General features: G+C 69.7%; 23 protein-coding genes. 19 read left to right on the top strand and 4 right to left on the bottom strand.

Translation table 11 applies throughout. The annotated features are described in order from the left end of the window. Nucleotides 1-207 precede the first annotated feature (207 nt). The gene (locus tag E0493_RS09520; protein ID WP_160936697.1) at nt 208-810 is read right to left on the bottom strand and encodes a 2-hydroxychromene-2-carboxylate isomerase; all 603 of its coding nucleotides are present in this window, start codon (nt 808-810) and stop codon (nt 208-210) included. A 299-nt stretch (nt 811-1,109) separates the two neighbouring features. Between E0493_RS09520 and E0493_RS09515 the strand changes: the two genes are divergently transcribed. Both E0493_RS09515 and E0493_RS09510 read left to right on the top strand, forming a co-directional pair. Beyond that, nucleotides 1,110-1,925 carry an N-acyl homoserine lactonase family protein gene (locus E0493_RS09515; protein ID WP_160936696.1) on the top strand — a complete coding sequence of 272 codons (816 nt, stop codon included), beginning with the start codon at nt 1,110-1,112 and terminating at the stop codon, nt 1,923-1,925. Nucleotides 1,926-2,337: 412 nt separating this feature from the next. Continuing rightward, complete coding sequence (locus tag E0493_RS09510; RefSeq protein ID WP_160936695.1) at nt 2,338-2,664, top strand: NIPSNAP family protein; 327 nt, start codon at nt 2,338-2,340, stop codon at nt 2,662-2,664. Between the two features lie 4 nt (nt 2,665-2,668). Here E0493_RS09510 and E0493_RS09505 read toward each other — a convergent pair whose 3' ends face one another. After that, on the bottom strand, nt 2,669-3,391 hold the full coding sequence (locus E0493_RS09505) for a GntR family transcriptional regulator (RefSeq protein WP_160936694.1): 723 nt from the start codon (nt 3,389-3,391) through the stop codon (nt 2,669-2,671). A 160-nt stretch (nt 3,392-3,551) separates the two neighbouring features. Here E0493_RS09505 and E0493_RS09500 point away from each other — a divergent pair, with 160 nt between their 5' ends. The 17 genes from E0493_RS09500 to E0493_RS09420 all read left to right on the top strand — a co-directional run bounded on the left by E0493_RS09500 (nt 3,552) and on the right by E0493_RS09420 (nt 24,885). Beyond that, on the top strand, nt 3,552-3,956 hold the full coding sequence (locus tag E0493_RS09500; RefSeq protein WP_160936693.1) for a carboxymuconolactone decarboxylase family protein: 405 nt from the start codon (nt 3,552-3,554) through the stop codon (nt 3,954-3,956). Next, nucleotides 3,953-4,885 (top strand): NAD(P)-dependent oxidoreductase, encoded by a 933-nt coding sequence (locus E0493_RS09495; RefSeq protein ID WP_160936692.1) that lies wholly within the window; start codon nt 3,953-3,955, stop codon nt 4,883-4,885. The genes E0493_RS09500 and E0493_RS09495 overlap by 4 nt, the downstream gene beginning before the upstream one ends. 1,314 nt (nt 4,886-6,199) lie before the next feature. Further along, complete coding sequence (locus E0493_RS09490) at nt 6,200-9,019, top strand: PAS domain S-box protein (protein ID WP_160936691.1); 2,820 nt, start codon at nt 6,200-6,202, stop codon at nt 9,017-9,019. Between the two features lie 391 nt (nt 9,020-9,410). Beyond that, nucleotides 9,411-10,169 (top strand): transporter, encoded by a 759-nt coding sequence (locus E0493_RS09485; RefSeq protein WP_160936690.1) that lies wholly within the window; start codon nt 9,411-9,413, stop codon nt 10,167-10,169. A gap of 8 nt (nt 10,170-10,177) precedes the next feature. Further along, nucleotides 10,178-11,134 (top strand): formylglycine-generating enzyme family protein, encoded by a 957-nt coding sequence (locus E0493_RS09480; protein ID WP_202397013.1) that lies wholly within the window; start codon nt 10,178-10,180, stop codon nt 11,132-11,134. Between the two features lie 117 nt (nt 11,135-11,251). Further along, nucleotides 11,252-12,871: an arylsulfatase gene (locus E0493_RS09475; RefSeq protein ID WP_160936688.1), complete on the top strand. Its 1,620-nt coding sequence runs from the start codon at nt 11,252-11,254 to the stop codon at nt 12,869-12,871. Nucleotides 12,872-12,948: 77 nt separating this feature from the next. Beyond that, complete coding sequence (locus tag E0493_RS09470) at nt 12,949-13,953, top strand: HAD family hydrolase (RefSeq protein ID WP_202397012.1); 1,005 nt, start codon at nt 12,949-12,951, stop codon at nt 13,951-13,953. Nucleotides 13,954-14,011: 58 nt separating this feature from the next. Then, nucleotides 14,012-15,694 carry an arylsulfatase gene (locus E0493_RS09465; protein WP_202397011.1) on the top strand — a complete coding sequence of 561 codons (1,683 nt, stop codon included), beginning with the start codon at nt 14,012-14,014 and terminating at the stop codon, nt 15,692-15,694. Next, nucleotides 15,694-16,680, top strand: a complete 987-nt coding sequence (locus tag E0493_RS09460; protein WP_160936687.1) for an AAA family ATPase — start codon at nt 15,694-15,696, stop codon at nt 16,678-16,680. The genes E0493_RS09465 and E0493_RS09460 overlap by 1 nt, the downstream gene beginning before the upstream one ends. 4 nt (nt 16,681-16,684) lie before the next feature. After that, nucleotides 16,685-17,647 (top strand): DUF58 domain-containing protein, encoded by a 963-nt coding sequence (locus E0493_RS09455; RefSeq protein ID WP_160936686.1) that lies wholly within the window; start codon nt 16,685-16,687, stop codon nt 17,645-17,647. Next, nucleotides 17,644-18,087, top strand: a complete 444-nt coding sequence (locus E0493_RS09450; protein ID WP_160936685.1) for a DUF4381 domain-containing protein — start codon at nt 17,644-17,646, stop codon at nt 18,085-18,087. The genes E0493_RS09455 and E0493_RS09450 overlap by 4 nt, the downstream gene beginning before the upstream one ends. After that, nucleotides 18,071-19,042 (top strand): VWA domain-containing protein, encoded by a 972-nt coding sequence (locus E0493_RS09445; protein WP_160936684.1) that lies wholly within the window; start codon nt 18,071-18,073, stop codon nt 19,040-19,042. Before E0493_RS09450 ends, E0493_RS09445 begins: the two co-directional genes overlap by 17 nt. Then, complete coding sequence (locus E0493_RS09440) at nt 19,039-20,565, top strand: VWA domain-containing protein (protein WP_160936683.1); 1,527 nt, start codon at nt 19,039-19,041, stop codon at nt 20,563-20,565. Before E0493_RS09445 ends, E0493_RS09440 begins: the two co-directional genes overlap by 4 nt. Further along, nucleotides 20,562-21,866, top strand: a complete 1,305-nt coding sequence (locus tag E0493_RS09435) for a BatD family protein (RefSeq protein WP_160936682.1) — start codon at nt 20,562-20,564, stop codon at nt 21,864-21,866. Before E0493_RS09440 ends, E0493_RS09435 begins: the two co-directional genes overlap by 4 nt. Beyond that, nucleotides 21,854-22,858 carry a porin family protein gene (locus E0493_RS09430; protein WP_160936681.1) on the top strand — a complete coding sequence of 335 codons (1,005 nt, stop codon included), beginning with the start codon at nt 21,854-21,856 and terminating at the stop codon, nt 22,856-22,858. The genes E0493_RS09435 and E0493_RS09430 overlap by 13 nt, the downstream gene beginning before the upstream one ends. A 167-nt stretch (nt 22,859-23,025) precedes the next feature. Next, nucleotides 23,026-24,030 carry an autotransporter domain-containing protein gene (locus E0493_RS09425; protein WP_202397010.1) on the top strand — a complete coding sequence of 335 codons (1,005 nt, stop codon included), beginning with the start codon at nt 23,026-23,028 and terminating at the stop codon, nt 24,028-24,030. Between the two features lie 18 nt (nt 24,031-24,048). After that, complete coding sequence (locus E0493_RS09420) at nt 24,049-24,885, top strand: hypothetical protein (protein ID WP_235913673.1); 837 nt, start codon at nt 24,049-24,051, stop codon at nt 24,883-24,885. Nucleotides 24,886-24,936: 51 nt separating this feature from the next. Here the strand turns inward: E0493_RS09420 and E0493_RS09415 are convergent, their stop codons facing one another. Next, nucleotides 24,937-25,212: a glycine zipper domain-containing protein gene (locus tag E0493_RS09415; RefSeq protein ID WP_160936680.1), complete on the bottom strand. Its 276-nt coding sequence runs from the start codon at nt 25,210-25,212 to the stop codon at nt 24,937-24,939. 34 nt (nt 25,213-25,246) lie between these two features. Next, nucleotides 25,247-25,681 carry a Rap1a/Tai family immunity protein gene (locus E0493_RS09410; RefSeq protein ID WP_160936679.1) on the bottom strand — a complete coding sequence of 145 codons (435 nt, stop codon included), beginning with the start codon at nt 25,679-25,681 and terminating at the stop codon, nt 25,247-25,249. Between the last annotated feature and the right edge of the window lie 120 nt (nt 25,682-25,801).

The raw sequence follows: 25,801 nt of genomic DNA, 5'->3' as shown, positions 1-25,801 counted from the left end.
GACGCCGCCGGTCTCCTCCCCGGCATTCCGGGGAGAATCCAAGAGTGGCCGTGCCCCTGGCGGGACTCCCGCGTCATGGCGCGATCGTGGATCGGGTCCAGGCGGATGCGCTCGGCCGCCCTTCCCGGCAGAGGGCTCCGGCCTCCGGACATGATGGCCGTGGTTGAGAACCGGGCGGGCCACCGGCCGCCCAGCCGTCCGGCCGCATCAGCGGGTGAGCGCACCGTCCAGGAAGTCCAGCCGATCCTGGCCCCAGAAGATCTCCTCGTTCAGCACGTAGCTCGGTGCCCCGAAGACGCCGCGCTCCAGCGCAGCCTGCGTATCCGCTGCGCGCCGTTCCGCCCAGCGCGGCTCCTCGGCCAGGCGCAGAACCGCCCCGCCGTCCAGCCCTGTACCGGTGGCGATCTCGGCCAGTGTGGCGGCGTCGCCGGTGTCGCGCTCCTGTTCCCAGAGCGCCTTCAGAATGGCGTGCGCCAGGGCGACCGCAGGCGCGTCGCCGAAGCTTTCCCGCACCGCGATCACCGCATGCGCCGGCAGGGCCTCGCGGGCCGGAAAGAATTTCGGCTGCAGATGGATCGGCACTCCGAGCCGCTCGCGCCACCGCCGCAACTCCATCATGCGGTAGGCCTGCCGCTGCGGCGAGCGCTTCGGGAGGGGAAGCCCGCCCGAGGCGGCAAAGATGGCCGAGAAGTCGACCGGGTAGATGCGGAGGGCGGCGGCGTGACGCGCCGCGAGAGCCTCGATCCGGCCCGCGCCGAAATATGTCCAGGGTGAATTCAGCGAAACGTAGTAGTCGATCCGCGCGGCCATCGAGCTTTCCCTCTGCTTCAGGGCGGCGATCCTGCGCGGCCGCAGGAGATGACACAAGCCCGCCCTGGATCGGCGGCCGCGCGAAGTGCCTCACGGCCCCATGATGGCCGCTCGTCCGAGGGGATCTCGGGCGCGGGGCTGCAAGGTTCCGTCGCGGGCCGCAGGGCGGTGGTGCTCGGGGCCGGAGTTGCCATCACCTCTCCGCAAGGGCTGGAAAGGCCCTCCATGAGCCTCCCGCCCACCGTCGTGGACACGATCTTCGAATCCGTGCAGCGTCCGCAGTTGTGAGGAGGGGCTGCATGACCGAGCTTCCGACCTATGAGGTGTTCGCCCTGCGCTACGCCATGCGGGAGGCGATGCGCTCCGACCACTTCATCGGCGGCGACCCGCATGACGGGCCGATGCCGATGGACTACTTTCTCTGGCTGATCCGCGGCGCCGGGCGCAGCATCGTCGTCGATTCCGGCTTCACCGCCGAGGTGGCGGCGCGCCGCAAGCGCACCTTCCTGCGCGACCCGATCGAGGCGCTTCGGCTGCTCGGTGTCGAGGCGGAGAGGGTTCAGGACGTGGTGCTGACGCACCTGCACTACGACCACGTCGGCAACTTCCACCGCTTCCCTGTCGCGACCTTTCATCTGCAGGAGGCCGACCTGCACTTCGCCTGCGGGCGGCACATGCGTTACGGGCATCTGCGCCACGCCTTCGAGGTGGAGGACGTGGTCGGCATCGTCCGGCTGAACTTCGCCGAGCGGGTGCGGCTTTACACCGGCCAGGTCGAGCTGGCGCCGGGCATCACGCTGCATCCCGCGCCCGGGCATTCGGCGGGCCTGCAGTTCGTGCGCGTGAACACCGCGCGGGGGGCGGTGGTGCTGGCTTCCGACGTCACCCATTTCTACGAGAACTTGGAAACGGGCCGGCCTTTCCCGATCTGCGTCAGCGTGGCCGAGATGCTGGAAAGCCACGACCGCCTGCGTGCCGCAGCACCCAGCCTTGCGCATATTGTTCCCGGGCATGATCCCGAGGTGATGCGGCGGTATCCGGCGGTCTCGCCCGAGCTGGAGGGCATCGCCGTCCGGCTGGACGTGCCGCCCGCAGAGGCAGCGGGCCACTCGTGAGCAGGCGTGTTGTCGTCACTGGGGAGGACAGCGGCATCGGCGCGGCGTCACGGGCGGGGCCGCCTTCGCCAAGACCGCCGCCAGGCGCGGGCTGGTGCGCGAGGAGGTGCGTGCCGGTGCGGGCGCGCAGGGCTCGGCCACGGCACTGGCGAGGCTGGCCGGACTCCCGCCATCCGCCGGGACCTGCTGACCGGCCCCGCGGCCTTCCGGCAGGGACGTGTCGCGCCCTGCGGCGGCGGTGCGCGCGACCGCCCGGAGCCAGATGGCGCGCCGGTCCGCATGCGCTTCGGCCGCTGCCGCGCCAAGCGCGAGCGTCGCCGCGCCAGGAGCGCGATCGAGGTTGCCGAGGCGGGGATCGGCACGCTGGAGTTCCTGCCGCCTGGCCGGGTATCGTCGCAAGCAAGGAGGTCCCATGATCCACGAACTGCGCATCTATCACTGCGTCTCCGGCCGCTTGCCGGCGCTGCTGCGGCGCTTCGAAACCATCACCCTCGGCATCTGGCAGAAGCACGGCATCCGCCAGGCCGGCTTCTGGACCGTGACGATCGGTGACTCCAACCAGGACCTCTACTACCTCCTGGAATGGGACTCCCTGGCCGAGCGCGAGCAGAAGTGGAACGCCTTCCAGTCCGACCCGGAATGGATCGGGAAGCGGGCGGAAACGGAGCGCGACGGCGCCATCATCGCGCGCGTGGAGAACCTGATCCTGCAGCCGACCGCCTTCTCGGCGGTGCGATGAGCGGTCAGCCGGCCCGGCGCCGTGCCGCCGGCCGGCGTGCGGGGGCCGGGCCGCCGGTCGCGGCCCGCTCGTTCAGGATGCGCAGTGCGACCCTGGCTGCCTGCGCGACATGATCCCGGCAGGCCTGCCAAGCTCCCTCCGCGTCACGCCGCTCCACGGCCTCGACGATGCGCCGGATCTCCTCCACGGTGTGCGGCAGCCGCGTCGGGTCCGAGAGGGTGGTGGCGCGGAGCTGTGAGTTGCGGTTGAGCAGCTGGTCCAGCATCCGTGCGACATAGCTGTTGCGGCAGCCTCGCAGCAGCACGTCGTAGAAGCGGCGCTTCAGGGTGAGCAGGGCCATCCGGTCCGCGCCTGGCCTGGTGGCGGCGATTTCCTCGAACACCGCGCGCAGCTCGGCGACTTCCTCGGTGGAGGCGCGTTCGGCGAAGCCATGGCCCGCCAGCGCCTCCAGCACGCCACGCACCTCATAGACCTGGGTCGCCTCCGCCGCGGAAAGGTAGGCGACGAAGGGGCCGCGGTTGGGCACCACGATGACCAGCCCCTCGGCTTCCAGCAGCCGCACGGCTTCGCGGATCACGCCGCGGCTGACGCCGAAGAGATCGCAGAGCATGCGGTCGGAGAGATGCTCGCCAGGCATGAAGCGGCTGGTGATGATGGCCTCGCGCAGCCGCTCCTCGACCTGGCGCCGCACGGGCTGTGGAGTGATCTGCAGTGAATCGTCCGGCATTCTCTTCCGTGTTCCCTGCGGCGGGCCTCCCTGAGTCACGCCGCACTCCGCAATCTGGCGACCGGCAGCGCTGCCGTCCAGCGAAAGGGATGAAGCCGCCGCGCATTGACAGACAATCAGACATACAACAGAGTTTTGCCATCTCAAGGGAGACGCCAAAATGTCCGATGACAGCCTGTTCGACCGTGGTCTTGAGGTCCGCCGCGCGGTGCTCGGCGCCGAATACGTGGACGGCAGCATCGCCAAGGCCGATGACTTCATGATGGCCTTCCAGCACATCACCACCGAATGGTGCTGGGGCTTTGCCTGGACCCGCCCCGGGCTGGATCGCAAGCAGCGCTCGATGCTGAACCTCGCCATGCTGACCGCGCTGGGCAAGACGCCCGAACTCAAGCTGCATGTGAAGGGAGCGCTGGCGAACGGCGTCACCGTTGAGGAGATCAAGGAGATCCTGCTGCACGCGACGGTCTATTGCGGCATCCCCGCGGGGCTCGACGCCTTCAAGGCGGCGCACGAGGTGCTGGTGAAGGAGGGCGCGCTCACCGGCGAGCCGGCAAGGAAGTGAGCGGCGCCGCCCTGGGCGACGGACTGCGCCGCATCGCCTTCATCGGCATCGGCAACATGGGCTGGCCGATGGCCGCCCGCCTGGCCGCTGCCGGATTCCAGGTCGTTGCCTGCGACGTGATGCCGGAGCGCGCGGCCCGCTTCGCCGATGAGGTTGGCGGCGAGGCCGCGGCGGACGCCGCCGCCGCCGTGCGCGGTGCGGATGCCGTGATCACCATCCTGCCGACCTCCAAGCAGGTCGGCGAGGCGATCGGGGCGATGGGTGACGCGCTGACCGCCGGGACGCTGCTGATCGAGATGAGTTCCGGCGTGCCGACGGCGACGCGCGGGTTCGCGGAGAGCCTGGCGGCGCGCGACGTCGCCATGATCGACGCGCCGGTCTCCGGCGGTGTGCCGCGCGCGCGGACCGGCGAGTTGGCGATCATGATCGGCGGCGAGGCGGCGCTGGTGGAGCGGGCCGACCCGGTGCTGCGCGCGATGGGCACTACGCTGACGCATGTCGGCGGCGTGGGCGCGGGGCAGGCCATGAAGGCGCTGAACAACCTGATGGGCGCCGCCGGCTTCCTGATCGGCGTTGAGGCGCTGCTCATCGGCCAGCGCTTCGGCCTCGACCCGGCGCAGATGGTGGACGTGCTGAACAACTCGACCGGCATGAACAACAGCACGCAGAAGAAGTTCAAGCAGTTCGTGCTGTCGCGCCGCTTCGATGCCGGCTTTGGCCTGGAGCTGATGGCCAAGGACGTTTCCGTGGCGCTGGAAGTGGCGCGCGACACCGCCACGCCCGCCCCGTTCTCGGCCCTGTGCCGGGAGATGTGGGCCAGCGCGGTGAAGCTGCTGGGGCCGGGAATGGACCACACGGCGATGGCCCAGTTCTCCGAGCGGCTGGCCGGCGAGGCGCTGGGCGGTGGCAACCGTTCCGGCGAGGCCTAAGGCGACGGCGTGCGCGATGCGGCGCCGGGGGGCGCCGCATCGGCTCTCCAGGTCCTGCCGGGACGCTCGGCTCCATCCGCCTCGATCACCGCGTGTAGTGCCGCGCGACCGCTGGCGATCCCCCGTTCTGAATGCTGTCGGCGACAGGGATGGTGCGGTCGGCCATCGCGTTCAGCAGAGGCGGCACACGGTGGAAGATCGCCGTGTCGCCGCCGACCTGAACCGCTGGATCCGCGTGGTGCGGAAGGCCGACGTCACGCCGCGAGAGGCTGGGTCGCAGCAGGGTAGGGCGCCGCGCCTCCCCGCCTTCCGGTCCGCCGCGCCGTCTGGGAGAGGTTCGGCTTGACCTGACGGCGCATCAACGGGGTGCCAGTATTTACCAGGAACACGGGGTGGTTGAGCTCTCGGCAGGCGACGATCTCCGAGCCGCTGGCGCCATCCAGGCCGGCGCGGTTCGCGAGCGCCGCGGTCCCGCCACTTCGACCACGATAAACGCCGAGCCTTGGGTGGGAGTGAAAACCAACGCGGCGCGGCTGATTGCGTAGACTTGCACGCAGAAGACGAGGCATTCTCGATTCATGATGATGAAGGGCGCGGTTCGGGAAGCCGCCTCGAACATGTCAGTAACGAATTGCCCGGTCGCATCGTCAAGCATGGACGGGTACTCCGGCCGGCCGCACCAAGCTGTCCGACGCAGCAAAGGGCGGTCCGCACGATCGCCTAAGTCCCGCTTGGGGACCGAGGTATGAAATATTCGAGACGCCTAACCTGTTGTTGGCGGTGGTGGTAAACTGGGCAGCGGTCAGGACCCGTCGCCGGCCTATTGTATCGGGCGAAGATGCGGTGAAACCCCGTTCTGCGGCAAAGCATCTGCTCAATGAGCTTGCGGCCGCAGCAGAGAACGAACTGAAGCAACATTTCCAATCCCAGTTCAGCTCCGGCCGACGAGTTGGAACCTTGCCTTGGCTCTGGATCTGCTGCGGAACGGAGTTGGTGTCATGGACACGATCAACGCTGCCCAGGCGCCCGGGCCGCAGGTTCGCTGTCCTCAGGTCTGTGCCCGAGGTGCAAGCCACGGTTCAAATCTTTGAAACGAGACTGAGAGAGCAGACTTCACGGAGCCTTGAACGTTTCATAATGGGAATCTTCACTAGATAACGCATCCTCAAAAAGAGAAACTGAAGGGGTAAGCCTGATATGCTCGACGGGTACCAGTCTGTACCTGCAGCGCCGTCGGCTACGAAGTTCGGGCGCCCTGAAGCTCAGGTGCATTCCTCAGGGGTGATATCATGCGAAGTCAGAAGGGTTCTGACTTTGCTGGCGGTTGCCTGCATCTCCTCAGGGTTAACACTGACCGCCGCATTGGCGCTGCATGAGGCTACAGAGAAGCAAGCGGGCATTCGCCGGCAGGCGGTCGCGGCAGCACACAATGCGTCCACTGCCGTGCAGCGCGAAATCTCCACAGGTTTTGCGCGTCTTGAGACGCTCGCCACCTCACCGGCGCTTCAGCACCGCGATTTCCGCACGCTTTACGACCAGATGAAGGCTGTTCCCCTCCCGCCGGGGACCTGGCTGTTTTTGTGGGATGCGGAACAACAACTGCTCAATACCTTACGCCCCTTCGGTGAGCGCGACCTTCCTCGTTTCACGGATTTCGGCCCGGCAGCTGAAGCGGGGCGGGCGCAGCTTTTCCAGCGCGGGCAGCCGCGGGTTTCGAACCTCACCCGGACGCCTGTGGCGGGCAGGGACCTTCAGGCCACCTCGGTGCACTACCCCGTGCGCATCGATGGTGAGGTCATCTTCGCGTTGGGCTCGATCATCCCGGCCGAACAGCTCGCCGCCGCCGTGTCTCTCCGCTCGCTGCCAAGCGGGTGGCTGGCGACCCTGCTCGATCGTCAGGGAAATGTTCTGGTTCCGGCTGGCTCCCTTGCTGTCGGCGACAAGCCGCCGGCAGAGTTGCTTCAGCAGATCGCCGCATCGCCCGGAAGTGAAGAGCTGCTGCAGGGGCAGGGGCTCTCCGGTGCGCCGGCGATGGTCGCGATGAGCCGCGTGGGCGAGGCCGGCTGGACCGCCGTTGTGGAGGTGCCGCTCACCATTGCGGACGCGCCTGTGCGAAGCGTGCTCAAGCTGCTCCTCGGCGCCGGCCTCGCGCTGCTCGCCGGGGGCATCGCCGCCGGATTGGCCCTGGCCCGCCGGATCGAGCGGCCGGTCGAGCACCTGTCCAATCTCCTCGACGCCACCCGGCGGCATCAGCATGGCGTCGAGGCGCGCCAGCGCGCGCACTGGAAGAGCACCGACGAAGCCTTGTTCGACATTCGAGTGACGGAGGATGGCCGCTTCCTGCTGGATGCCGTGAATCCGGCCTATGAACGCCAGACCGGCTTGTGCGCGGAGGCTGTCGTTGGGCGCGACATCACCGAGGTTCTCGCGCCTCAGGCCGCAGCTCTCGCGGTCGCGAACTGCCGCCAGTGCATCGCGACGGGTGCGCCGGTCCGCTACGAGAACTTGCTGAGCCTGCCAGGCGTTCAGCGTGATTGGGAACTCATTCTCGTTCCCATCCACGATCCGGCGACAGGGCTGATAAAATCGATTCTCGCCAGCGCACGCGATGTCACCGCGCAACGCCAGGCCGAGCGCGAGCGCGACAAGGCGCTGGCCATGTTCCGCCGCATCGCGGAAACCACGCCTGACCTTCTGTATGTCTACGATCTGCACGCCCAAACCAGCGTCTGGATCAACGCGCAGGCCAGCGAGGTGCTGGGCTACGGCAAAGCCGAGCTCGCGGCAATGGGCGAGCAGATCATCCCGCACCTGCTGCACCCCGATGACCGGGCCGGCATCGAGGCGCATCTTCGTCGATGCGAGGCGCTGCCGGACGTATCGTTCGCGGCCGTGGACTACCGGTTGCGGCACCGCTCGGGAGAGTGGCGTTGGCTGTCGAGCCGGGAGACGGTGTTTGCCCGCGACGCGCAGGGCCGGGTGACGCACATGCTCGGCTGCGCGCAGGACGTGACCCTCCGCCGCCAGGCTGAGTCGGCCGCGGACGCGACGCGCGACATGCTGGGCCGCACGCTGGATGCGCTCTCCGCGCATGTGGCGATCCTGGACAACAAGGGCTGCATCCTCGCCGTGAACGCCGCCTGGCGGCGCTTCGCCCGAGCCAATGCCTTGAAGGACAGGGATGATGGCATCGGGATGAATTATCTCGCTGTCTGCGAGGGTGCCAGCCAGGGTTCTGCCGTGGCGGCCACAATCGCCGCTGCCCTGCGCTCCATGCTGCACGGGCCGCGAGAAGAGTTCCGCATTGAGTACGCCTGCCATTCCCCGCATGCCCGCCGTTGGTTCCAGCTTCGGGCGGCGCGGTTCGGTGAGGCGGAGCAGCGCCGCATCGTCATGGCGCATGAGGACATCACGGAAGCCAGAGAGGCGACAGAAGCGGTGCGCAGCCTGGCGGGTCGGCTGCTTGCAGCGCAGGATGCGGAGCGGCGGCGCATTGCCCGCGAGCTGCACGATTCAACGGCGCAGAACCTGCTCGGTGCCGCTCTCGCGCTCGGTTGCGCGGGCAGGCTCGCGCCCGAGCTGGCGGAAGAGCCCGCGGCCTTGCTGGCGGAAAGCCTGGACCTCATTGAGCGGACGCAGCGCGAGATCCGGACCCTGTCCTATCTCCTGCACCCGCCCATGCTGGACGAAGCCGGTCTCGGCGCCGCCTTGGAATGGTTCGCACGGGGTTTCGCCCGGCGCAGCGGCCTTCGGATCACCGTGGCGGCCGAGACGCTGCCGGAAGAGCTTTCGAGCGAGGCGGCAACCGCTCTGTTCCGCGTCGCGCAGGAGGCGCTCGTGAATGTGCACCGCCATGCCGTCGCCACGACGGCCGAAGTCCGGATGGAGATGACCGGGAGCGGCGTGGCGCGGAGGCTGCGCCTGATCGTGCAGGACGATGGGCGGGCCCGTGGCGCAGGCAAGATCCCCGCGGAGGCCGGGCCGGGCGATCTGGGGGTCGGCGTTGCCGGCATGCGTGAGCGGCTACGCCAGCTTGGCGGCTGCCTGAATATCGGCCCAGCCCCTCAGGGCGGCACTCTCGTTCAGGCGACGGTGCCGTTGCCCTCCCTTGAACGAAGAAACGCGGTCAGCTAGCGCACACGTTCGGTCGCGGTTGCCGCGCCGGGCGCTGGAATGCTCCGCAATCGCTCTTCGCAAGAGCGTTGCCTCCACACATGACGCTTCGCGCCACGGGCTGCGAGGATCCTCCTGAAGACCTCATGCGCCGCATGGGCGGCATGGGGCGTGTACTGCGGTATGGCCCCCTGCCTTCTCCAGTCATTCCTCCTCACCCCTCAGTAGATGGCCTGATGGAGCCACTCCGGTCTCCTGATTAATGTCAGGGCTACTGCGTCACAGGAGGAAGGTGATGCATCCGCCGACTTCAGCAGGAAGTTCGCGCCGCATCCTGAATGCGCGGCGTTGCGCCCGGGAAAGGGCCGAGACAAATGTCGCAATCCGGCTGCTCTGCGTAGCTTGCAGCGTGATGAGCCTGCTCGTGCCCAAGCGCGCGCCGGCACAGGACAGCCAGGACGAGCTTGCGAAGCAGCTTGCCAACCCGGTTGCGAGCCTGATCAGCGTGCCGTTCCAGAGCAATCTGGACTATGGCGGCGGCACCGGCGACGCGTTCCGCTACACGCTGAACATCCAGCCCGTGATCCCCATCTCGCTGAGCAGCGACTGGAACCTGATCACCCGAACGATCCTTCCGTTCAGCCATGTCGAGCGGGTCTATCCCGACCACCGCACCGGCCTTGGCGACGTGGTGCAGAGCTTCTTCCTTTCCCCGGCGCGGCCGACCGAGTCCGGCATCACCTGGGGCGTCGGGCCTGCCTTCCTCTACCCCACGGCCACCGACGGGCTGGGCCAGCGGCAATGGGGCGCCGGCCCGACCGGCGTGATCCTGCGGCAAGCGGGGCCCTGGATCGTTGGCGCGCTGGCCAACCACATCTGGAGCCTCGGCGGCACGCCGGACCGCAGCGAGGACGTGGACGCGACCTTCCTGCAGCCCTTCATCAACTACGTGACGCCGTCGCAGACAACCTACTTCCTGAACACAGAAAGCACCTACGACTGGTCGCGCCGGGAATGGACGGTGCCGATAAACCTCGGGGTGAACCAGCTGGTGAACCTCGGCGGCCAGCGCGTGCAGATCGGCGGCGGGTTGCGCTACATAGCCGCCTCGCCGGATGGCGGGCCGGACTGGGGCCTCCGCTTCAACCTTGTCTTCGTGTTCCCGCGATGAGCGCCGTGATGGACACCGCCCTGGAGGCGCCGCCGGGCATGACCTGGATCCCCGGCGGCACCTTCCGCATGGGCTCGGAGGCGCACTACGCCGAGGAGGCGCCGGTGCACCGGGTCACGGTGGACGGGTTCTGGATCGACCGCGCGCCGGTCACCAACCGCGAGTTCGCCGCCTTCGTCGCCGCCACGGGGCACGTCACGCTGGCGGAGGTGCCGCCCGACCCGCGCGACTATCCCGGCGCGCTGCCGCACATGCTCTATGCCGGCAGCCTGGTGTTCCGCAAAACGAAGCGGCCAGTGGACCTGACGCAGTGGGGCCTGTGGTGGGAGTACCGCCGCGGCGCCTGGTGGCGCGAGCCCTATGGCCCCGGTTCCTCCCTCAAGGGCCTGGAAAAGCATCCGGTGGTCCATATCGCCTATGCCGATGCGCTCGCCTATGCGCGCTGGGCGGGCAAGGACCTGGCGAGCGAGGCGGAATGGGAGTTCGCCGCGCGTGGCGGCCTGGACGGCGCCGCTTTCGCCTGGGGCGAGGTGATGCGGCCGGGCGGCCGGATCATGGCCAACACCTGGCAGGGCCAGTTCCCCTGGAAGAACACGCGGGAGGACGGCTGGGAGGCCACCAGCCCGGTCGGCGCCTTTCCGCCGAACGGCTACGGGCTTTCCGACATGATCGGCAACGTCTGGGAATGGACGCAGGACTACTGGCAGCCCCGCCACCCCGGCGACGCGGCCAAGCCCTGCTGCATCCCGCGCAACCCGCGCGTCGCCTCGGCGGAGGCGAGCTACGACCCGGCGCACCCCGCCATCCGCATCGCGCGGCGGGTGCTGAAGGGCGGCAGCTTTCTCTGCGCGCCCAATGCCTGCCGCCGCTACCGCCCTGCCGCCCGCCATGCGGAGGCGGAGGACACTTCCACCTGCCATATCGGCTTCCGCTGCGTGTCGCGGCCGGCCAGCGGGGGAATGTGAAAGAACGACGGGGACGGCTGGCGTTTCTGCCGCTCCGCCGAAGACGGCGCAACTCCTGAAGCGTTCGCCGAGGACTTGAATCGACAGCCCTGGCCGATAGGCCCCGAGGAGAGCCATATGAGCGAGAATCCCAATCGCCGCGCCATGCTGCTGGGCAGTGCGGCCACCCTTGCCGCCCCCATGGTCGCCGGCGCGCGCTTCGCCCAGGCACAGCAACAACCGGCGCAGCAACAATCGGCGCAGCAGCAGGGCACGCAGCAGGCGGCGGGTGACAAGCCGAACATCATCGTCATCTGGGGCGACGATATTGGGTTCTGGAATCTCAGCTACAACAACCGCGGAATGATGGGCTACCGCACGCCCAACATCGACCGCATCTTCAACGAGGGCATGGCCTTCACCGACTACTACGCGGAGCAGTCCTGCACCGCGGGCCGCTCCGCCTTCATCACCGGGCAGACGCCGGTGCGCACCGGCCTCTCCAAGGTCGGCCTTCCCGGCGCCGCGGCCGGCATGCAGGCCGAGGACCCGACCATCGCCACCATCCTCAAGGGCATGGGCTACTCGACGGGCCAGTTCGGCAAGAACCACCTGGGCGACCGCGACGAACACCTGCCCACCAACCACGGCTTCGATGAGTTCTTCGGCAACCTCTACCACCTCAACGCCGAGGAGGAGCCGGAGAACGAGGATTATCCGAAGAACCCGGAGTTCCGCCGCCGCTTCGGTCCGCGCGGCGTGATCAAGAGCTTCGCCGATGGCCGGATCGAGAACACCGGCCCGCTGACCAAGAAGCGCATGGAGACGATCGACAGCGAGTTCCTGACCGCGGCGCTCGACTTCATGGACCGCAAGCATTCGGCGAACCAGCCGATGTTCGTTTGGTTCAACACCACGCGCATGCATTTCCGCACGCATGTCCCGTCCGACTACCGCGGCCGCTCCGGCCTCGACGAATACGCCGACGGCATGCTGCAGCATGACGACCAGGTCGGCCAGATGCTGAAGAAGATCGAAGATCTCGGCATCGCGGACAACACCATCGTCGTCTACGGAACCGACAACGGCCCGCACTTCAACACCTGGCCGGATGCCGGCATCACCCCCTTCCGCAGCGAGAAGAACTCGAACTGGGAAGGCGCCTACCGCGTGCCCTTCGCCGTGCGCTGGCCGGGGCACATCAAGCCGGGCAGCGTCACCAACCAGATCGTCTCGAACCTCGACTGGTTCCCCACGCTCGTCGCCGCGGCGGGCGACGACGGCATCAAGCAGAAGCTGCTGGATGGCTTCAACGCGGGGGGACGCACCTACAAGGTCCACCTGGACGGCTACAACCAGCTGCCGCTGCTGACCGGGCAGACGGAGGATGGACCGCGCAAGGAGTTCTTCTACTTCAACGACGACGGGCAGATGGTCGCCATGCGCTACGAGCGCTGGAAGGTCGTCTTCCTGGAGAACCGCGGCGTCGGCTTCGGGGTCTGGCGGGAGCCGTTCATCGAGCTGCGCGTCCCGAAGCTGTTCGACCTGCGCATGGATCCCTTCGAGCGCGCCGACGATTCGAGCAACACCTACAACGACTGGCTGCTCTCCAGGGTCTATCTGCTGGTGCCGGCGCAGGCGATGGCCCGCCAGTTCTACGAGTCCTTCCGCGAATTCCCGCCGCGGCAGAAGCCCGACTCCTTCAACCTGGAAGGCGTGCTGCGCCAGCTGGAGCAGGGAGCCGCCGGCGGCGGCTGAGCGCCTGATCAATCGCGGGCGGCCGCTTCCGTGGCCGCCCGCCCGAGCCCCCGACCCGGACCGGGAATGTGATCGCCATGATGCCAGCATCCCACGGCCTGCGACGACGCCACGCGCTGCTCCTCGCGAGCGCGGCACTGGCCGCACCGCGCGTTGCCCGCGCGCAGGGGGCCGACCCCTTGCCCTCCTGGCGGGACGGGCCACGCCGACGCGCGCTGCTTGATTTCGTCGCTGCCGTCACCACGGAGGGCGGACCGGATTTCGTGCCGCCCGGCGCGCGGATCGCGACCTTCGACAACGACGGCTGCCTTTGGGTGGAACAACCCATCTACACGCAGTTCATCTTCGCCTTCGACCGGATTCGCGAACTCGCGCCCCAGCATCCGGAATGGCAGCAGGATCCGCTGCTGCGCGCGGCCATCGCGGGTGACATCGCCGGCGCTTCCGCGCAGGGCGTGGAGGGGCTGCTGCGCCTTGCCGGGGTGGCGCAGGCCGGCAACAGCCCCGAGGAGTTCCAGCGCATCGCCACGCAGTGGCTCGCCTCCGCGCGCGACCCCAAATGGGGGCGGCCCTACACGAGCCTCATCTACCAGCCGATGCTGGAGGTGCTGAGCTTCCTGCGGAGCAAGGGCTTCACCACCTTCATCGTCTCCGGCGGCGGCGTCGAGTTCGTCCGCACCTTCTCGGCCGAGACCTATGGCATTCCGCCGCACCAGGTTGTCGGCTCCAGCTTCGCGCTCACCCCGGGCGAGCAGGATGGCCGGATCACGCTGACGCGCGAGCCGAAGGTGGATTTCGTGGATGACGGGCCGGGCAAGCCGGTCGGCATCGCCCGCCATATCGGCCAGCGCCCGATCGCCGCCTTCGGCAACTCGGATGGCGACTACCAGATGCTCCGCTATGCCACGGAGGGGCCGGGCCGCCGCTTCGGAATGCTGGTGCACCATGACGACGCGGCGCGCGAATACGCCTACGACCGCGACAGCCATACCGGCCGCCTGGCGAAGGCGATGGAGGAGGCGCCTCGGCGCGGCTGGCAACTCGTCTCGATGCGCGAGGACTGGTCGCGCGTCTTTCCCTGAAGGCTGAAACGCGGCGGCCCTGCCGGCTGCGGCGCTGTCGGAAGCGAGGAGGGTAAGGATGGCTGATCAACCGAACCGGCGGACCATGTTGCTGGGCAGCGCCGCCGCGCTGGCCGCGCCCGCCCTCACTGGCATGGGCGGAGCCCGCGCCCAGCAGGCGCAGCGCCCGGCGGAAGGCGGAGCCGCACCGGCCGCAGGCACGACGCCGAACATCCTCGTCATCTGGGGTGACGACATCGGCGTCAGCAACGTCAGCGCCTACAATCATGGCATCATGGGCTACCGCACGCCCAATATCGACCGCATCGGGCGCGAGGGCGCGATCTTCACCGACGCCTACGGCCAGCAATCCTGCACCGCCGGTCGTGCTTCCTTCATCCTCGGCCAGCATCCGTTCCGCACCGGGCTGCTCACCATCGGCATGCCGGGCGATCCGCATGGCATCCCGGAGTGGTCGCCAACCATCGCGACGCTGCTGAAGGAGCGCGGCTACGCCACCGCGCAGTTCGGCAAGAACCATCTGGGCGATCGGGACAAGCACCTGCCCACCAACAACGGCTTCGACGAGTTCTTCGGCAACCTCTACCACCTGAATGCCGAGGAGGAGCCGGAAACCTACTACTACCCGAAGGACCCGGCCTTCCGGCAGAAATTTGGCCCACGCGGCGTCATCCGCAGCAATGCCGATGGCCGCATCGAGGATACCGGGCCGCTGAACCGTAAGCGGATGGAGACGGTGGACGAGGAGTTCCTCGCCGCCGGGCTCGACTTCATCGACCGCCAGAACCAGGCGAAGAAGCCGTTCTTCATGTGGTTCAACAGCACGCGGATGCATGTCTGGACGCACCTGAAGCCGGCTTCGCAGGGCACCACGGGGGTCGGCCTCTACCCCGACGGCATGGTCGAGCATGACGGCCATGTCGGGCAGTTGCTCAACAAGCTCGACCAGCTCGGCATCGCCGACAACACCATCGTCATCTACTCGACCGACAATGGCGCGGAGGTCGGCTCCTGGCCGGATGGCGGAATAACGCCCTTCCACGGCGAGAAGGGCACCACCTGGGAGGGTGGCTTCCGCGTTCCGCAGCTGGTGCGCTGGCCCGGCGTCATCGCCCCCGGCACCGTCATCAACGACATGATGTCGCATGAGGACTGGATGCCGACGCTGCTCGCCGCGGCCGGCGAGCCCGACATCGTGCAGAAGCTGGCCAACGGGCATCAGGCGCTGGGCAAGACCTGGAAGATCCATGCCGACGGGCAGAACTTCCTGCCCTTCTTCCAGACGCTGCGCACGCCGCAGCCGGTGCCTCCCCCCGCGGTGCGCCCGGCCGACGCGCCGAAGGGGCCGCGCGACACCATCTACTACTTCGGGCAGGGCGGCGAGCTGAACGCCGTGCGCTGGGACGACTGGAAAATCCATTTCGCGACGCTGGTCGGCAACATCGCCACTGGCACGCGCTCGGTGCCGGCCTGGCCGGTGATCATCAACCTGCGGGCCGATCCGTACGAGAAAGCTCCGTCGGAGGCGAGCAACTATATCCGCTGGTATGCCGATCTGATGTGGCTGCTCGTGCCCGTGCAGGGCAAGATCAAGGAGTTCATCGGCACTCTCGATCAGTTCCCGATGCAGACGGGCAACTCCCTGAACGCCGCCGGCATCGGCTACAACACGCTGCGGGCGACGGAGGCGCTGCAACGGCTCCAGCAGCTCGAAAGCCTTTCGCCGCCGGTGGGCCGGTGATGTCCGAAGGCGCGGTCATAAGCCCACGCGCCGCCTTCGCGGACCTCCGCGCCCGCATGGGCGAGGCCATCATCGGCCAGGAGCGGGTGATCGAGCGGCTGCTCGTCGCGCTGCTGGCGGATGGCAACGTGCTGGTCGAGGGCCTGCCCGGCGTCGCCAAGACGCGCGCGGTCAAGGCGCTGGCGCGGAACCTGGAGGCGGCCTTCCGCCGCATCCAGTTCACGCCGGACCTTTTGCCCGCCGACGTGGTGGGCAGCGACATCTACGAGGCGGCCACCGGGAAGTTCCGCTTCGAGCCGGGGCCGGTCTTCGGCAGCATCGTGCTGGTGGACGAGATCAACCGCGCCCCCGCCAAGGTGCAGTCCGCGCTGCTGGAGGCGATGGAGGAGCGCCAGGTCACCGTCGGCGGCACCACCCACGCGCTGCCGCCGCTGTTCATGGTGATGGCGACGCAGAACCCGATCGAGCAGGAGGGCACCTACCCGCTGCCGGAGGCGCAGCTCGATCGCTTCCTGATGAAGGTCTCGGTGGACTATCCGCCCGACGCGGACGAGCGCGCCATCCTCCGCCTCGTGCGCGGCGAGGAGCAGGCGCGGCACGGCGGCGGCGCGGCGGCGCCCCCGCCGATCCCGCAGCAGGCGGTCTTCGACGCCCGCGCCGAGCTCTCCCGCCTGACGGTGGTGGAGGCGATCGAGGACTACATCGTCGCCCTCGTCTGCGCCACGCGCGCCCCCGCCGCGCTGGACCGCGAGCTCGGCACCTGGATCGAGGTGGGCGCCAGCCCGCGCGCGACCATCGCGCTCGACCGCGCGGCGCGCGCCCATGCCTGGCTGGCGGGCCAGCCGCAGGTGACGCCCGACAACGTGCGGGCCGTCGCGCCCGACGTGCTGCGGCACCGCCTGATCCTCAGCTACGAGGCGAGCGCGGAGCGGGTCTCCGCCGACGCGGCCGTGGAGCGGCTGCTGTCGCTGGTCGCGGTGGCCTGAGCCGATGGACGCGCCCGGCCCCGACCCGCGCCTGGTCCCGACGCTCGGCGCGCTGATCCGCTGCCAGTTCCAGGCGCGCGGCTTCTCCTTCCTGCACCGCCAGCCGGTCACCAGCCTGCTGGCCGGGCGCCGCGCCTCGCGCATCCGCGGCCGCGGCCTCGCCTTCGAGGAGCTGCGCGCCTACCGCCCCGGCGACGACGTGCGGCAGATCGACTGGCGCGCCAGCGCCCGCACCGGCCGCACCCAGACCCGCGTCTTCACCGAGGAGCGCGACCGCCCGACGCTGCTGCTGGCCGACCTCACCGCCGCCACCTTCTTCGGCAGCGTGCACGCGACCAAGGCGGCGGTGATCGCCGAGGCGACGGCGCTCGCCGCCTGGCTCAGCCTGCGCTTCGGCGACCGGGTGGGCGCCATCGTGTTCGGCGATGACGGGCTGGAGGAGCACCACCCGCAGCGCAGCCGCGCGGCGGTGATGCGCGTGCTGGGCGCCCTCGCCGCCCGCGCCGCGGCGCTGCCCGCCGCGCCGCCGCGCCCGGTCGGCGCCGGCCCGCTGAACGCCGCCCTGGCGCGGGCGGAGGCGATCGCGGGGCATGACTGGCTGGTGCTGGTCGCGGCCGACCTGCAGGCCTTCGACCTCGCCGCCGACCAGGCCATCGGCCGCATCGCGCGGCACAACGACGTCATCGCCGTCACCGTGTCCGATCCGCTGGAGCGCGCCCTGCCGGCGCCGCCCTGGCAGGGCCGCGCCACGGCGGACGGCGCGCGGGTGGTGGTGCTGGACCCCGGGCGCGGCGGGCTCGGGGCGAAGGTGCGGGCGGCGCACGAGCGGCGGCTGGAGGCGGTGCGGCGCGGCGGCATCCGGCTGGAGACGCCGGTGCTGCCGATCGGGACGGAGGAGGATGCCGCCCCGCAGCTCCGCCGCCTGCTCGGCGGCGCCGCCGCGCCGAAGCGGAGGCGCTCCACATGAACCCCGACGCCATGCCCAGCCGCGCGGCCATGCACGGGCTGATCGAGCCGCCGCCGGTCGCCTTCTGGCCGGCCACGCCCGCCTGGCTGGTGCTGCTGCTGCTGGTGCTGGCGCTGCTCGGCTGGCTGGCGCTGCGGGCCTGGCGCGCCTGGCGCCGCGATGCCTACCGGCGCGACGCCCTGCGGGCGCTCGCCGGGGCCGGTCCGGCGGAGATTGCGGCGCTGCTGAAGCGCACCGCCCTCGCGGCCTGGCCGCGCGAGCGGGTGGCGGCGCTCTCCGGCGCGGACTGGGCCGCCTTCCTGCGCCGCAGCGCGCCGCGCGCTGCGCTCGGCGCGGCCATGGCGGAGCGCCTTGCCGGCCTCGCCTACGCCCCTGCGGCGCCCCCCGAGGTGCGGGCGGCGGCGGCGCAGTGGATCCGGCGCCATGACCCTCGCGCTTGACCAGCCCTGGGCGCTCGCCCTGCTGCCGCTGCCGCTGCTCGCCTGGCTGCTGCTGCCCGCCTACCGCGAGCCCGGCCTGGCGCTGCGCCTGCCCATGCTGGCGCGGATCGCCGGGGAGGCCGGGCCGCCCCAGCCCGAGGCGCCGCGCCCGGGCTGGCTGCGCGCCGCGCTGGCGCTGCTGGCCTGGCTGCTGCTGGTGCTCGCCCTGGCCGCGCCGGTGCGGATCGAGCCGCCGGTGACGCGGGAGACCGGCGGGCGCGACGTGCTGCTGGCGCTCGACCTCTCGGGCTCCATGGCGGCGGAGGACATGCCCGGCTCCGGCGGCATGGAGAGCCGGCTGGATTCCGCGCGCGCCGTGCTGAAGGAGTTCATCGCGCGCCGCGAGGACGACCGGCTCGGGCTGATCGTCTTCGGCACCTCCGCCTTCGTGCTCGCTCCCTTCACGCGCGACCATGCCGCGCTGCTTGCCCTGCTCGACGAGGCCTTCCCGCGCATGGCCGGGCCGCAGACCATGATCGGCGACGCCATCGGCCTCGCCGCGCGGACCTTCGAGCGCGCCAAGGTGACCGGCCGGCTGCTGGTGCTGCTGACCGACGGCAACGACACCGGCAGCCGCGTGCCACCGGCCCGCGCCGCCGCCATCGCCGGCAACCTGGGCGTCCGGATCTACGCCGTCTCGCTCGGCGACCCGGCAGCGGCCGGCGAGGCGGCGCTCGACCTCGCCGCCCTCGACGCCATCGCGCAGGCGACCGGCGGCGCGCATTTCCATGCCTCCGACCCCGCCGCGCTGGCCGAGGCCTACCGGCGGATCGACGCGATGGAGCCGACGCCCGCGCAGGCGGTCTCCTGGCGCCCGCGCACGCCGCTTTTCGCCTGGCCGCTCGCCGGCTTCGCGCTGCTCGCGGCGCTGCTGCTCGGCACCGGGCCGCTGGCGCCGGGGCGGAGGGCGGCATGAGCGGGTTCCTCGCCGCCTTCCACGTCCTGCGGCCCTGGTGGCTGCTGCTCGCCCTGGCGGGACCGGCCGCCCTGCTGCTGGAGCGCGCCCGGCGGCGTGGCGCCGGCGGCTGGCGCGGCGTGGTCGCGCCGCACCTGCTCGCCGCCCTGCTGGTGCGGGACGGGGTGCCGCCGCGCCTGCGGCCGGCGACCGTCGCGCTGCTGCTGTTCCCCGTGCTGGCCGTGGCGCTGGCCGGGCCGAGCTGGCGGCGCGAGCCCAGCCCCTTTGTCGCGGACAGCGCCCGGCTGGTGGTGGCGCTCGACCTTTCCCGCGCGGCGGAGCCGGCGCTGGCGGCCGGCAAGCGCAAGGTGCGCGACCTGGTGGCGGCGCGGGCCGGGGCGCGGACCGGCCTCGTCGCCTATGCCGGCAGCGCCCACCCGGCGCTGCCGCCCACCGACGACCCGCGCCTGATCGAGGCCTATCTCGACGCGCTCTCGCCCAAGGTGATGCCGCGCGACGGCGATGCCGCCGGGGCAGCGCTGGAGGCGGGGCTGGCGATGCTGGAGGCGGGGGAGGGCGGCGCCGGCACGGTGGTGCTGGTGACGCCGGCGGTGCCGGCCACGCAGGCCGCCGCCTTCCAGGCCGCCGCCGGGCAGGCGGGCCCCCACGCCATTGTGCTGCTGGCGACCGGGCAGGGCCCCTTCGCCGGCGCTCCCGGTGCCACCGTGGTGGCGCCGGCACCGGACACGGCGGATGTGGACCAGGTCGCCGCGCTGGCGCGCCGCAACTTCGCCACCGCGCCCGCCGACGACCCAGCGATGCGCTGGCGGGATGCCGGCCCCTGGGTGGCGCTGCTGGCCGTGCCAATGGCGTTGCTTTTCGCCCGCCGCGGCTTCCTGGCGGCGCTGCTGCTGCTCGCCCTCGGTGCCCGCCCGGCCATGGCGGCGGAGGGCGACCTGAACTGGTTCTGGCAGCTCTGGCTGACGCCGGACCAGCGCGCCCAGCTGATGCTCGACCGGGGCGAGCCGGCGCGCGCCGCCGGCCTGTTCACCGACCCGGTGCGGCGCGGCGCGGCGCTCTACCGCGCCGGCGACTTCGACGGCGCGGCCACCGCCTTCAGCCAGGGCGACACGGCCGAGGCGGCCTATGACCTCGGCAATGCGCAGATGATGCGGCCGCGCGCCTGGGCGGAGGCGATCGAGGCCTATGACCACGCGCTGCAACTTCGTCCCGACTTCCCCGAGGCGCGCGAGAACCGCGACCTGGCCGCCGCCTTCCTGCGCGCCTGGGAGGCGGCGTCGAAGGATCGTGCGGCGAACCAGACCGACCAGCCCGAGACCCACCCGCCCGACCCGGACCAGATCGTCGTCGACCAGCCGCCGCAGCCCGAGGGCGAGCGGCGGGAGACGCAGGGCGACACGCCCGGCCAGGGGCTTTCGGACGGCGAGATCCAGGCCCTGTGGATGCGCCGCGTCGGCGGCACCCCGGCGGACTTCCTTCGCCTGCGCTTCGCCCGCCAGGCCGCGGCGGGGGGCACGCCATGAGGGCCGCCGCCATTCTTCTCCTGCTGCTGCTGGCCGGCCTGCCGGACGCGCGGGCGCAGGAGGCGGCGGATTTCCTGCTGCGCCTGCGGGTCTCGCCCGAGGGGCCGGTCACGGTGAACCAGCGGGTGAGGGTGACGCTGACGGCGATGACGCCCGTGCGCTTCGTGGACCCGCCGCGCTGGCCCGATCTCGCCTTCACCGCCGGCCGCGCCGTGGTGCTTCCCGAGGCCGACACCGTGCCGGGCACCGAGCGGGTGGGCGGCCAGAGCTACGCCGCCTTGCAGCGGACCTATACGCTGTTTCCGGTAAGCGCCGGCACGCTGGTGCTGGAGGCGATCGACATGACGGTGCGCGTGGGCGGTTCGGAGGGCCAGCCGGTCACGGCACGCTCCAGGACCGAGGCAGCGCGCCTTACGGCCCGCCTTCCTCCAAACGTTGACGATGTCGCGCGCCTCGTCGTCTCTCCGGCCTTCCGGCTTGAGGTTTCGACCGAGGGGGCCGGAGGCGAGCTGCGCGTCGGCCAACCGGTGACACGCCGCGTGCAGATGGTGGCCGAGGACACCAGCGCCATGCTGCTGCCCCCCGCGCTCTGGGGTGAGCCTGAAGGCGTGCGCGTGTATCCCGACCCGCCGGCGCTGCAGGACAGCACGGATCGCGGCGTGCTGCGTGCCGAGCGCCGCGACAGCGTGACTTACGTGCCGCAACAGCCGGGAACGGTGGAGTTGCCGGGCTTCGGCGTGAGCTGGGTCGACCCGCGCAGCGGCAGGTTGCAGACGCCGCAGGTGCCGCCGGTGCGGCTCACCGTATTGCCCGCGGCGGGAACGGCGCAGGAGGTGTTCGCGCCTCATCCCGGGCGCTGGGTTAGTGTGGCGCTGGTCCTCCTGGCGCTCGGCGCCTCCGCCTGGTGGCTGGCGCGACGGCGCGCCCGTCGCGCATCGTCGCCGCTCGCTCGCCTTGCCGCTGCGTGCCGCAGGAATGACGCGCACGCCGCCGTCACAGCGCTCTATCAATGGGCCGACGCGCGACTGCCGCCAGGCGGCGAGAGGCGCGTCGCGCGGCTCGCCGCCATCACCGGCGTGCCTGAGCTGGCGGTGGCGGCAACAGCCCTCGAAGCGCAGCTCTACGGCAGGGCCGCCGACACGCAGTGGCGCGGCGCGGAGCTGCTCACCGCCGCCCGGTGCGTTGAGTGGCGGCTGCGCGACTCCTCAGGCGGTGTTGCCAGGGTCGCGCCGTTGCCGCCGCTCAACCCGGTGGCAGCCACGTTCACGCCACGGCTGACTGATCCGCGATGGGCGCGATGATTCCGAACTGGCAGAATGGGATGTCCAGCCCTGACGCCACACCCCGCCGCGGGCTGGTCGATGAGCTCCATGCGGCGACACTAGTCGCAGGCGCTCTCGTAAGGGGCGGCGAACCGGGTGCGCACCGGGATTGCGCGGGCCGTGCAGCGCGAGCCGCGCCCGGCTGGCCATCGCTGTGGCGCAGGCTGAGGGAAGCCTGCCCCCGATCCGCTGCCTTCGTCATCCTGGCCATCGTTGGCGGCGTCTTGCCTGGATCGGTGCCGCCTTCGCAAGCGCAACCCGCGAATGCGGCCGCTAGCGGGCCTCTACCTGGCTGGCAGTTCACGCTGACGCCCTATGTCTGGCTGCCGGCGCTTGGCGGCTCCATCCAGACACCTCTGCCAAATGTCGGCAACCACACCTCCGATCTCGAATCGGGCGATGTGCTCACCAGCCTCTCGGCGGTGCCGGTCATGGTCGCCGCGGAGGCTCGGTACGACCGCTTCGCCCTTGTCGGCGACTTCGTCTATGCGGCGCTCGAGAGCGACATCAAGGAAAGGGACCTGCTGTTCAGCGGGGGGCATGCACGGGCGGCGGTCACAGTCGGCACAATTCTCGGCATGGCACGCGTCGCGGGCACGTCGGAGCAGCCGCTTGAATTCGGCGCCGGCGTGCGGATCTACGGGGTCAGCGCCAAGGTTTCCCTCAACTCGGGCCTGATCGCGGGCCAGATTGCCAAGAACGCGGCGAACTGGGCGGACCCGGTCATCGCTGTCCGTCACCACCTGCGAGTGTCGCCGCAGCTCGGCATCACGCTCTACGGCGATGTTGGTGGGTTCGGCGCCGGTTCCGACCTTAGCTGGCAGGCACTCGGGGCATTGGACTATCGCTTCTCAGACTCGGTCTCGGCAGCGATCGGCTGGCGCTATCTGACCTTCGATCGTGTGCGCCACGGCTTTGGCCTGGATCTCGACTTCAACGGTCCGTTTCTGTCGCTGACTTTCAGGTTCTGAGCGGTAGGGCGGGGCGATGCGTATGGCTGGGCTGGCGGATGGTGCGCCCGCCTCGGCAGCAGCTTCAAGGAGCAGAAGCTTGGCGCGGCTTGGCGACAGGAGGGGGCAGAACCGCCGCTGCGTGGCTCGATCCTTTATCCGATCGGCTCTGCCCAGGAGTGACGGATATGCGTAAGGCGCTCCACCTTGTCGCCCGCGGATTGCTCGGCCTGCTCCGACTGAGCCTTGTCCTGGGGCCTGCCTTCGGCCAGGCGGCCGCGCAGGAGATCCGCCTGCCGCAACTTCCACCCGGCATTGTGGGCACCACCCCGCGAAGCGTGGCCGAGGGCGTGCTCGACCTGCTGGCCTATTCTGTTGTGCCCGACGGCACCGCGAGTGCCCTGCAGATCAACCGCAGCGATGATGATGTTGGCGTCACCCTGGGACAGCTCGGCGCCGGCTTCACCGTCAGCGAAGGCTTTCCGCTGTATCTCGAAGGATATCTTGGCTATGCGCGTTACGATCCGCGCTTCGTCTTCAGCGATGGTGAGCAACAGCGGCGTCTGCCGGCACGCTGGGACCAGATTTCCGCGACCTTCGGCGTGGGATGGGACTTCCGCCTGGCACGGAACCTTTACCTGCGGCCGATCTTGAACGCGGCAGTCGCGCATGTGACGAGCGACGCCGCGCTGTTCGGAAGCCTGGTTGAGTTTCGCAACGATATCAATCTCGCCTTTCTCGACCGGGGCCGGATGAACGCCTGGGGCCTTGGCGGCTCCCTTGTGCTGGCCTGGTACGATCATCAGCCAGCGCGCGAGATCGACGTCGAGCTCCGGGGAACACGCTTCCATCTCGAAACCTTCGGCGACACCTCGGCCGCGGTTCGCGGGATCGGGACTGAGGCGACCACCGTCAATCTCTGGAGCCGGATACGCTGGCCAACCGGTATGGATGCCTTTGACCGGCCTGTCCGCTGGGTCCTGGAAGGGCAGCACTCGCGCTTCTTCGGCAGACGCGACGCGGCACTTGGCATCGAATATCTCACAAAGGTCGGTGGTGGTCTGGAACTTGACACTGGTGCGTTGAAGATTGGAGCCCTGGGCCTGTACGTGGAGCGCGTTCGCCTGCTCGGGCGCTACGTGTTCGGCCGGAATATTTCTGGCTTCTCCGTCGGTCTCGGTGTCAGCTTCTGAACAGCAAGACGGGGCAACATGATGGACACTGCAATGCAGTTCCTCGCGGCGATCGCGACCTGGAGCATGCCGGCCTTCGCCGCCTTGCTCCTCCTCGTACAGATCCTGGCGCGCGAGGTCGGCTACTGGTTCGGGCGCCGGACCGCACGCAAGCAAGGAGGGGAGGGGGAAGGTGTCAACGTCATGGTCGGCGCGATGCTTGGCCTGCTGGCCTTCGTCCTGGCGCTGACCCTTTCCTTTGCCAACGCGCGCTTCGGCGAACGCCGCGCGGGGACACTGGCGGAGGCGAATGCCATCGGAACGGCCTGGTTGCGGGCAGAGGCGGTGGGCGGCCCGAGAGCCAGCGAGATCATGCATCTCCTGGAGGGCTACGCACGGGTCCGGGCAGAGTTCGTGCGCGCACCGTTGGATCCGGATATCATCGGTGCGGCAGACCGCCAGACGGGAGAGCTGCAGCAGAAAATCTGGGAGCAGATCTCGGCACTGGTGCGTGAGCGCGCCGATCCAGTCACGGTGTCACTCATGAGCGCCGTCAACGACACCTTCGACGCAAGCACAGCCCAGCGCTTCGCCTATGCCTTCACACTTCCGGGCCGGCTGGTCGGCTTGCTGATCGGCCTCGCTCTGTTGAGCATGGCAGCTCTCGGTTTCCAACTGGGCCTGCGCGACAACCCGCTGCGTGTTCTGGGCGCAGTCCTGACGGTGATGTGGACCGTGATCATCCTGAGCATCCTGGATCTCGGAGCTTCGCGCATCGGCGCGCTGCGAACCAGCGCGGCTGTCTATGAATGGACGATCGACAGCTTCCAAACGGCACCCAAGCTGCCTTCTCCTCCCCGGACACCCCTCCCATGACAAAGGCGGCGTCCTGAGAGGCGTCTCGCTTTGCTGTTTCCAGGACGTCTCCTACCGGCGGTAAGCGTCGTTGTATCCGTGCCAATAAGCATCTCGCCGAGCTTCGCGCGAGCGCCCGACGGCGTAGCCTCCGGCAGCGCCGACACCCGCGCCAGCCAGCGCGCCCCATCCAGCATTGCCGGAAAACGAGCCGACCACCGCGCCACTGAGTGCGCCAAGACCCGCTCCCGTTGTGGTTGTGCGTCCTGTCTCGGTCTGCGGTGCGCATGCGGCTAGGCCAAGCAGCACCACAAGGGCAATCCTCCGCCCTGCTCCGAAGAGTTCCATCGCCAAGGCTCCTCCTTTCATACGCATGGGGGCACTAGCGCCGCCGCCGGCTTGCGGCGGGGGGCGACTGGCAGGGATAGGTGGCGTCCGCGAAGCGCAAGAGCGCATTCACCGCCAATTCCTCCGCATGCTCCGGATGTGCCTGCATCCAGGCCACATACTGCTCGGCAACCTGGAAGAGCGTCGGGGGCGGCTGCGGCGGGCAAAACATTGGATGGAATGGCCCATCGGTGCCGGTCAGCACACGATGCACCTGACCAACTCCTGCCAGGAAGCCGTGGCAGTATCCCATGGCCAGGACACGTGCGGTGGTGTCAGGCTTCACGGCGCAAAGACGCGCAAGATCTCCTCCGTTGCCGCCGCGGAAAGCCTCCGCGTTCAGGGAATCGGACGATGTTGCGCTGTCCTGCGCCGTGGCGGCGGCCGTTCCCATTATGAGGAAGGCGAGCGAAAGCGCGGTGCGTCTCATGCTCCGGAATCCCCTATCTGCTCAGGTGGTGTGTTGCAGCTCTCGAGACGGAAGCTTGCACGCACCGCCGCTCCGCCTTGCATCCGGTTGAGTCCTGATTTGATCAACAACTGGACCGGA

The organism is Teichococcus coralli (genome assembly GCF_009829925.1).
GTDB classification, from domain to species: domain Bacteria; phylum Pseudomonadota; class Alphaproteobacteria; order Acetobacterales; family Acetobacteraceae; genus Pseudoroseomonas; species Pseudoroseomonas coralli.
This window is presented reverse-complemented; position numbering and strand designations above follow the sequence as displayed.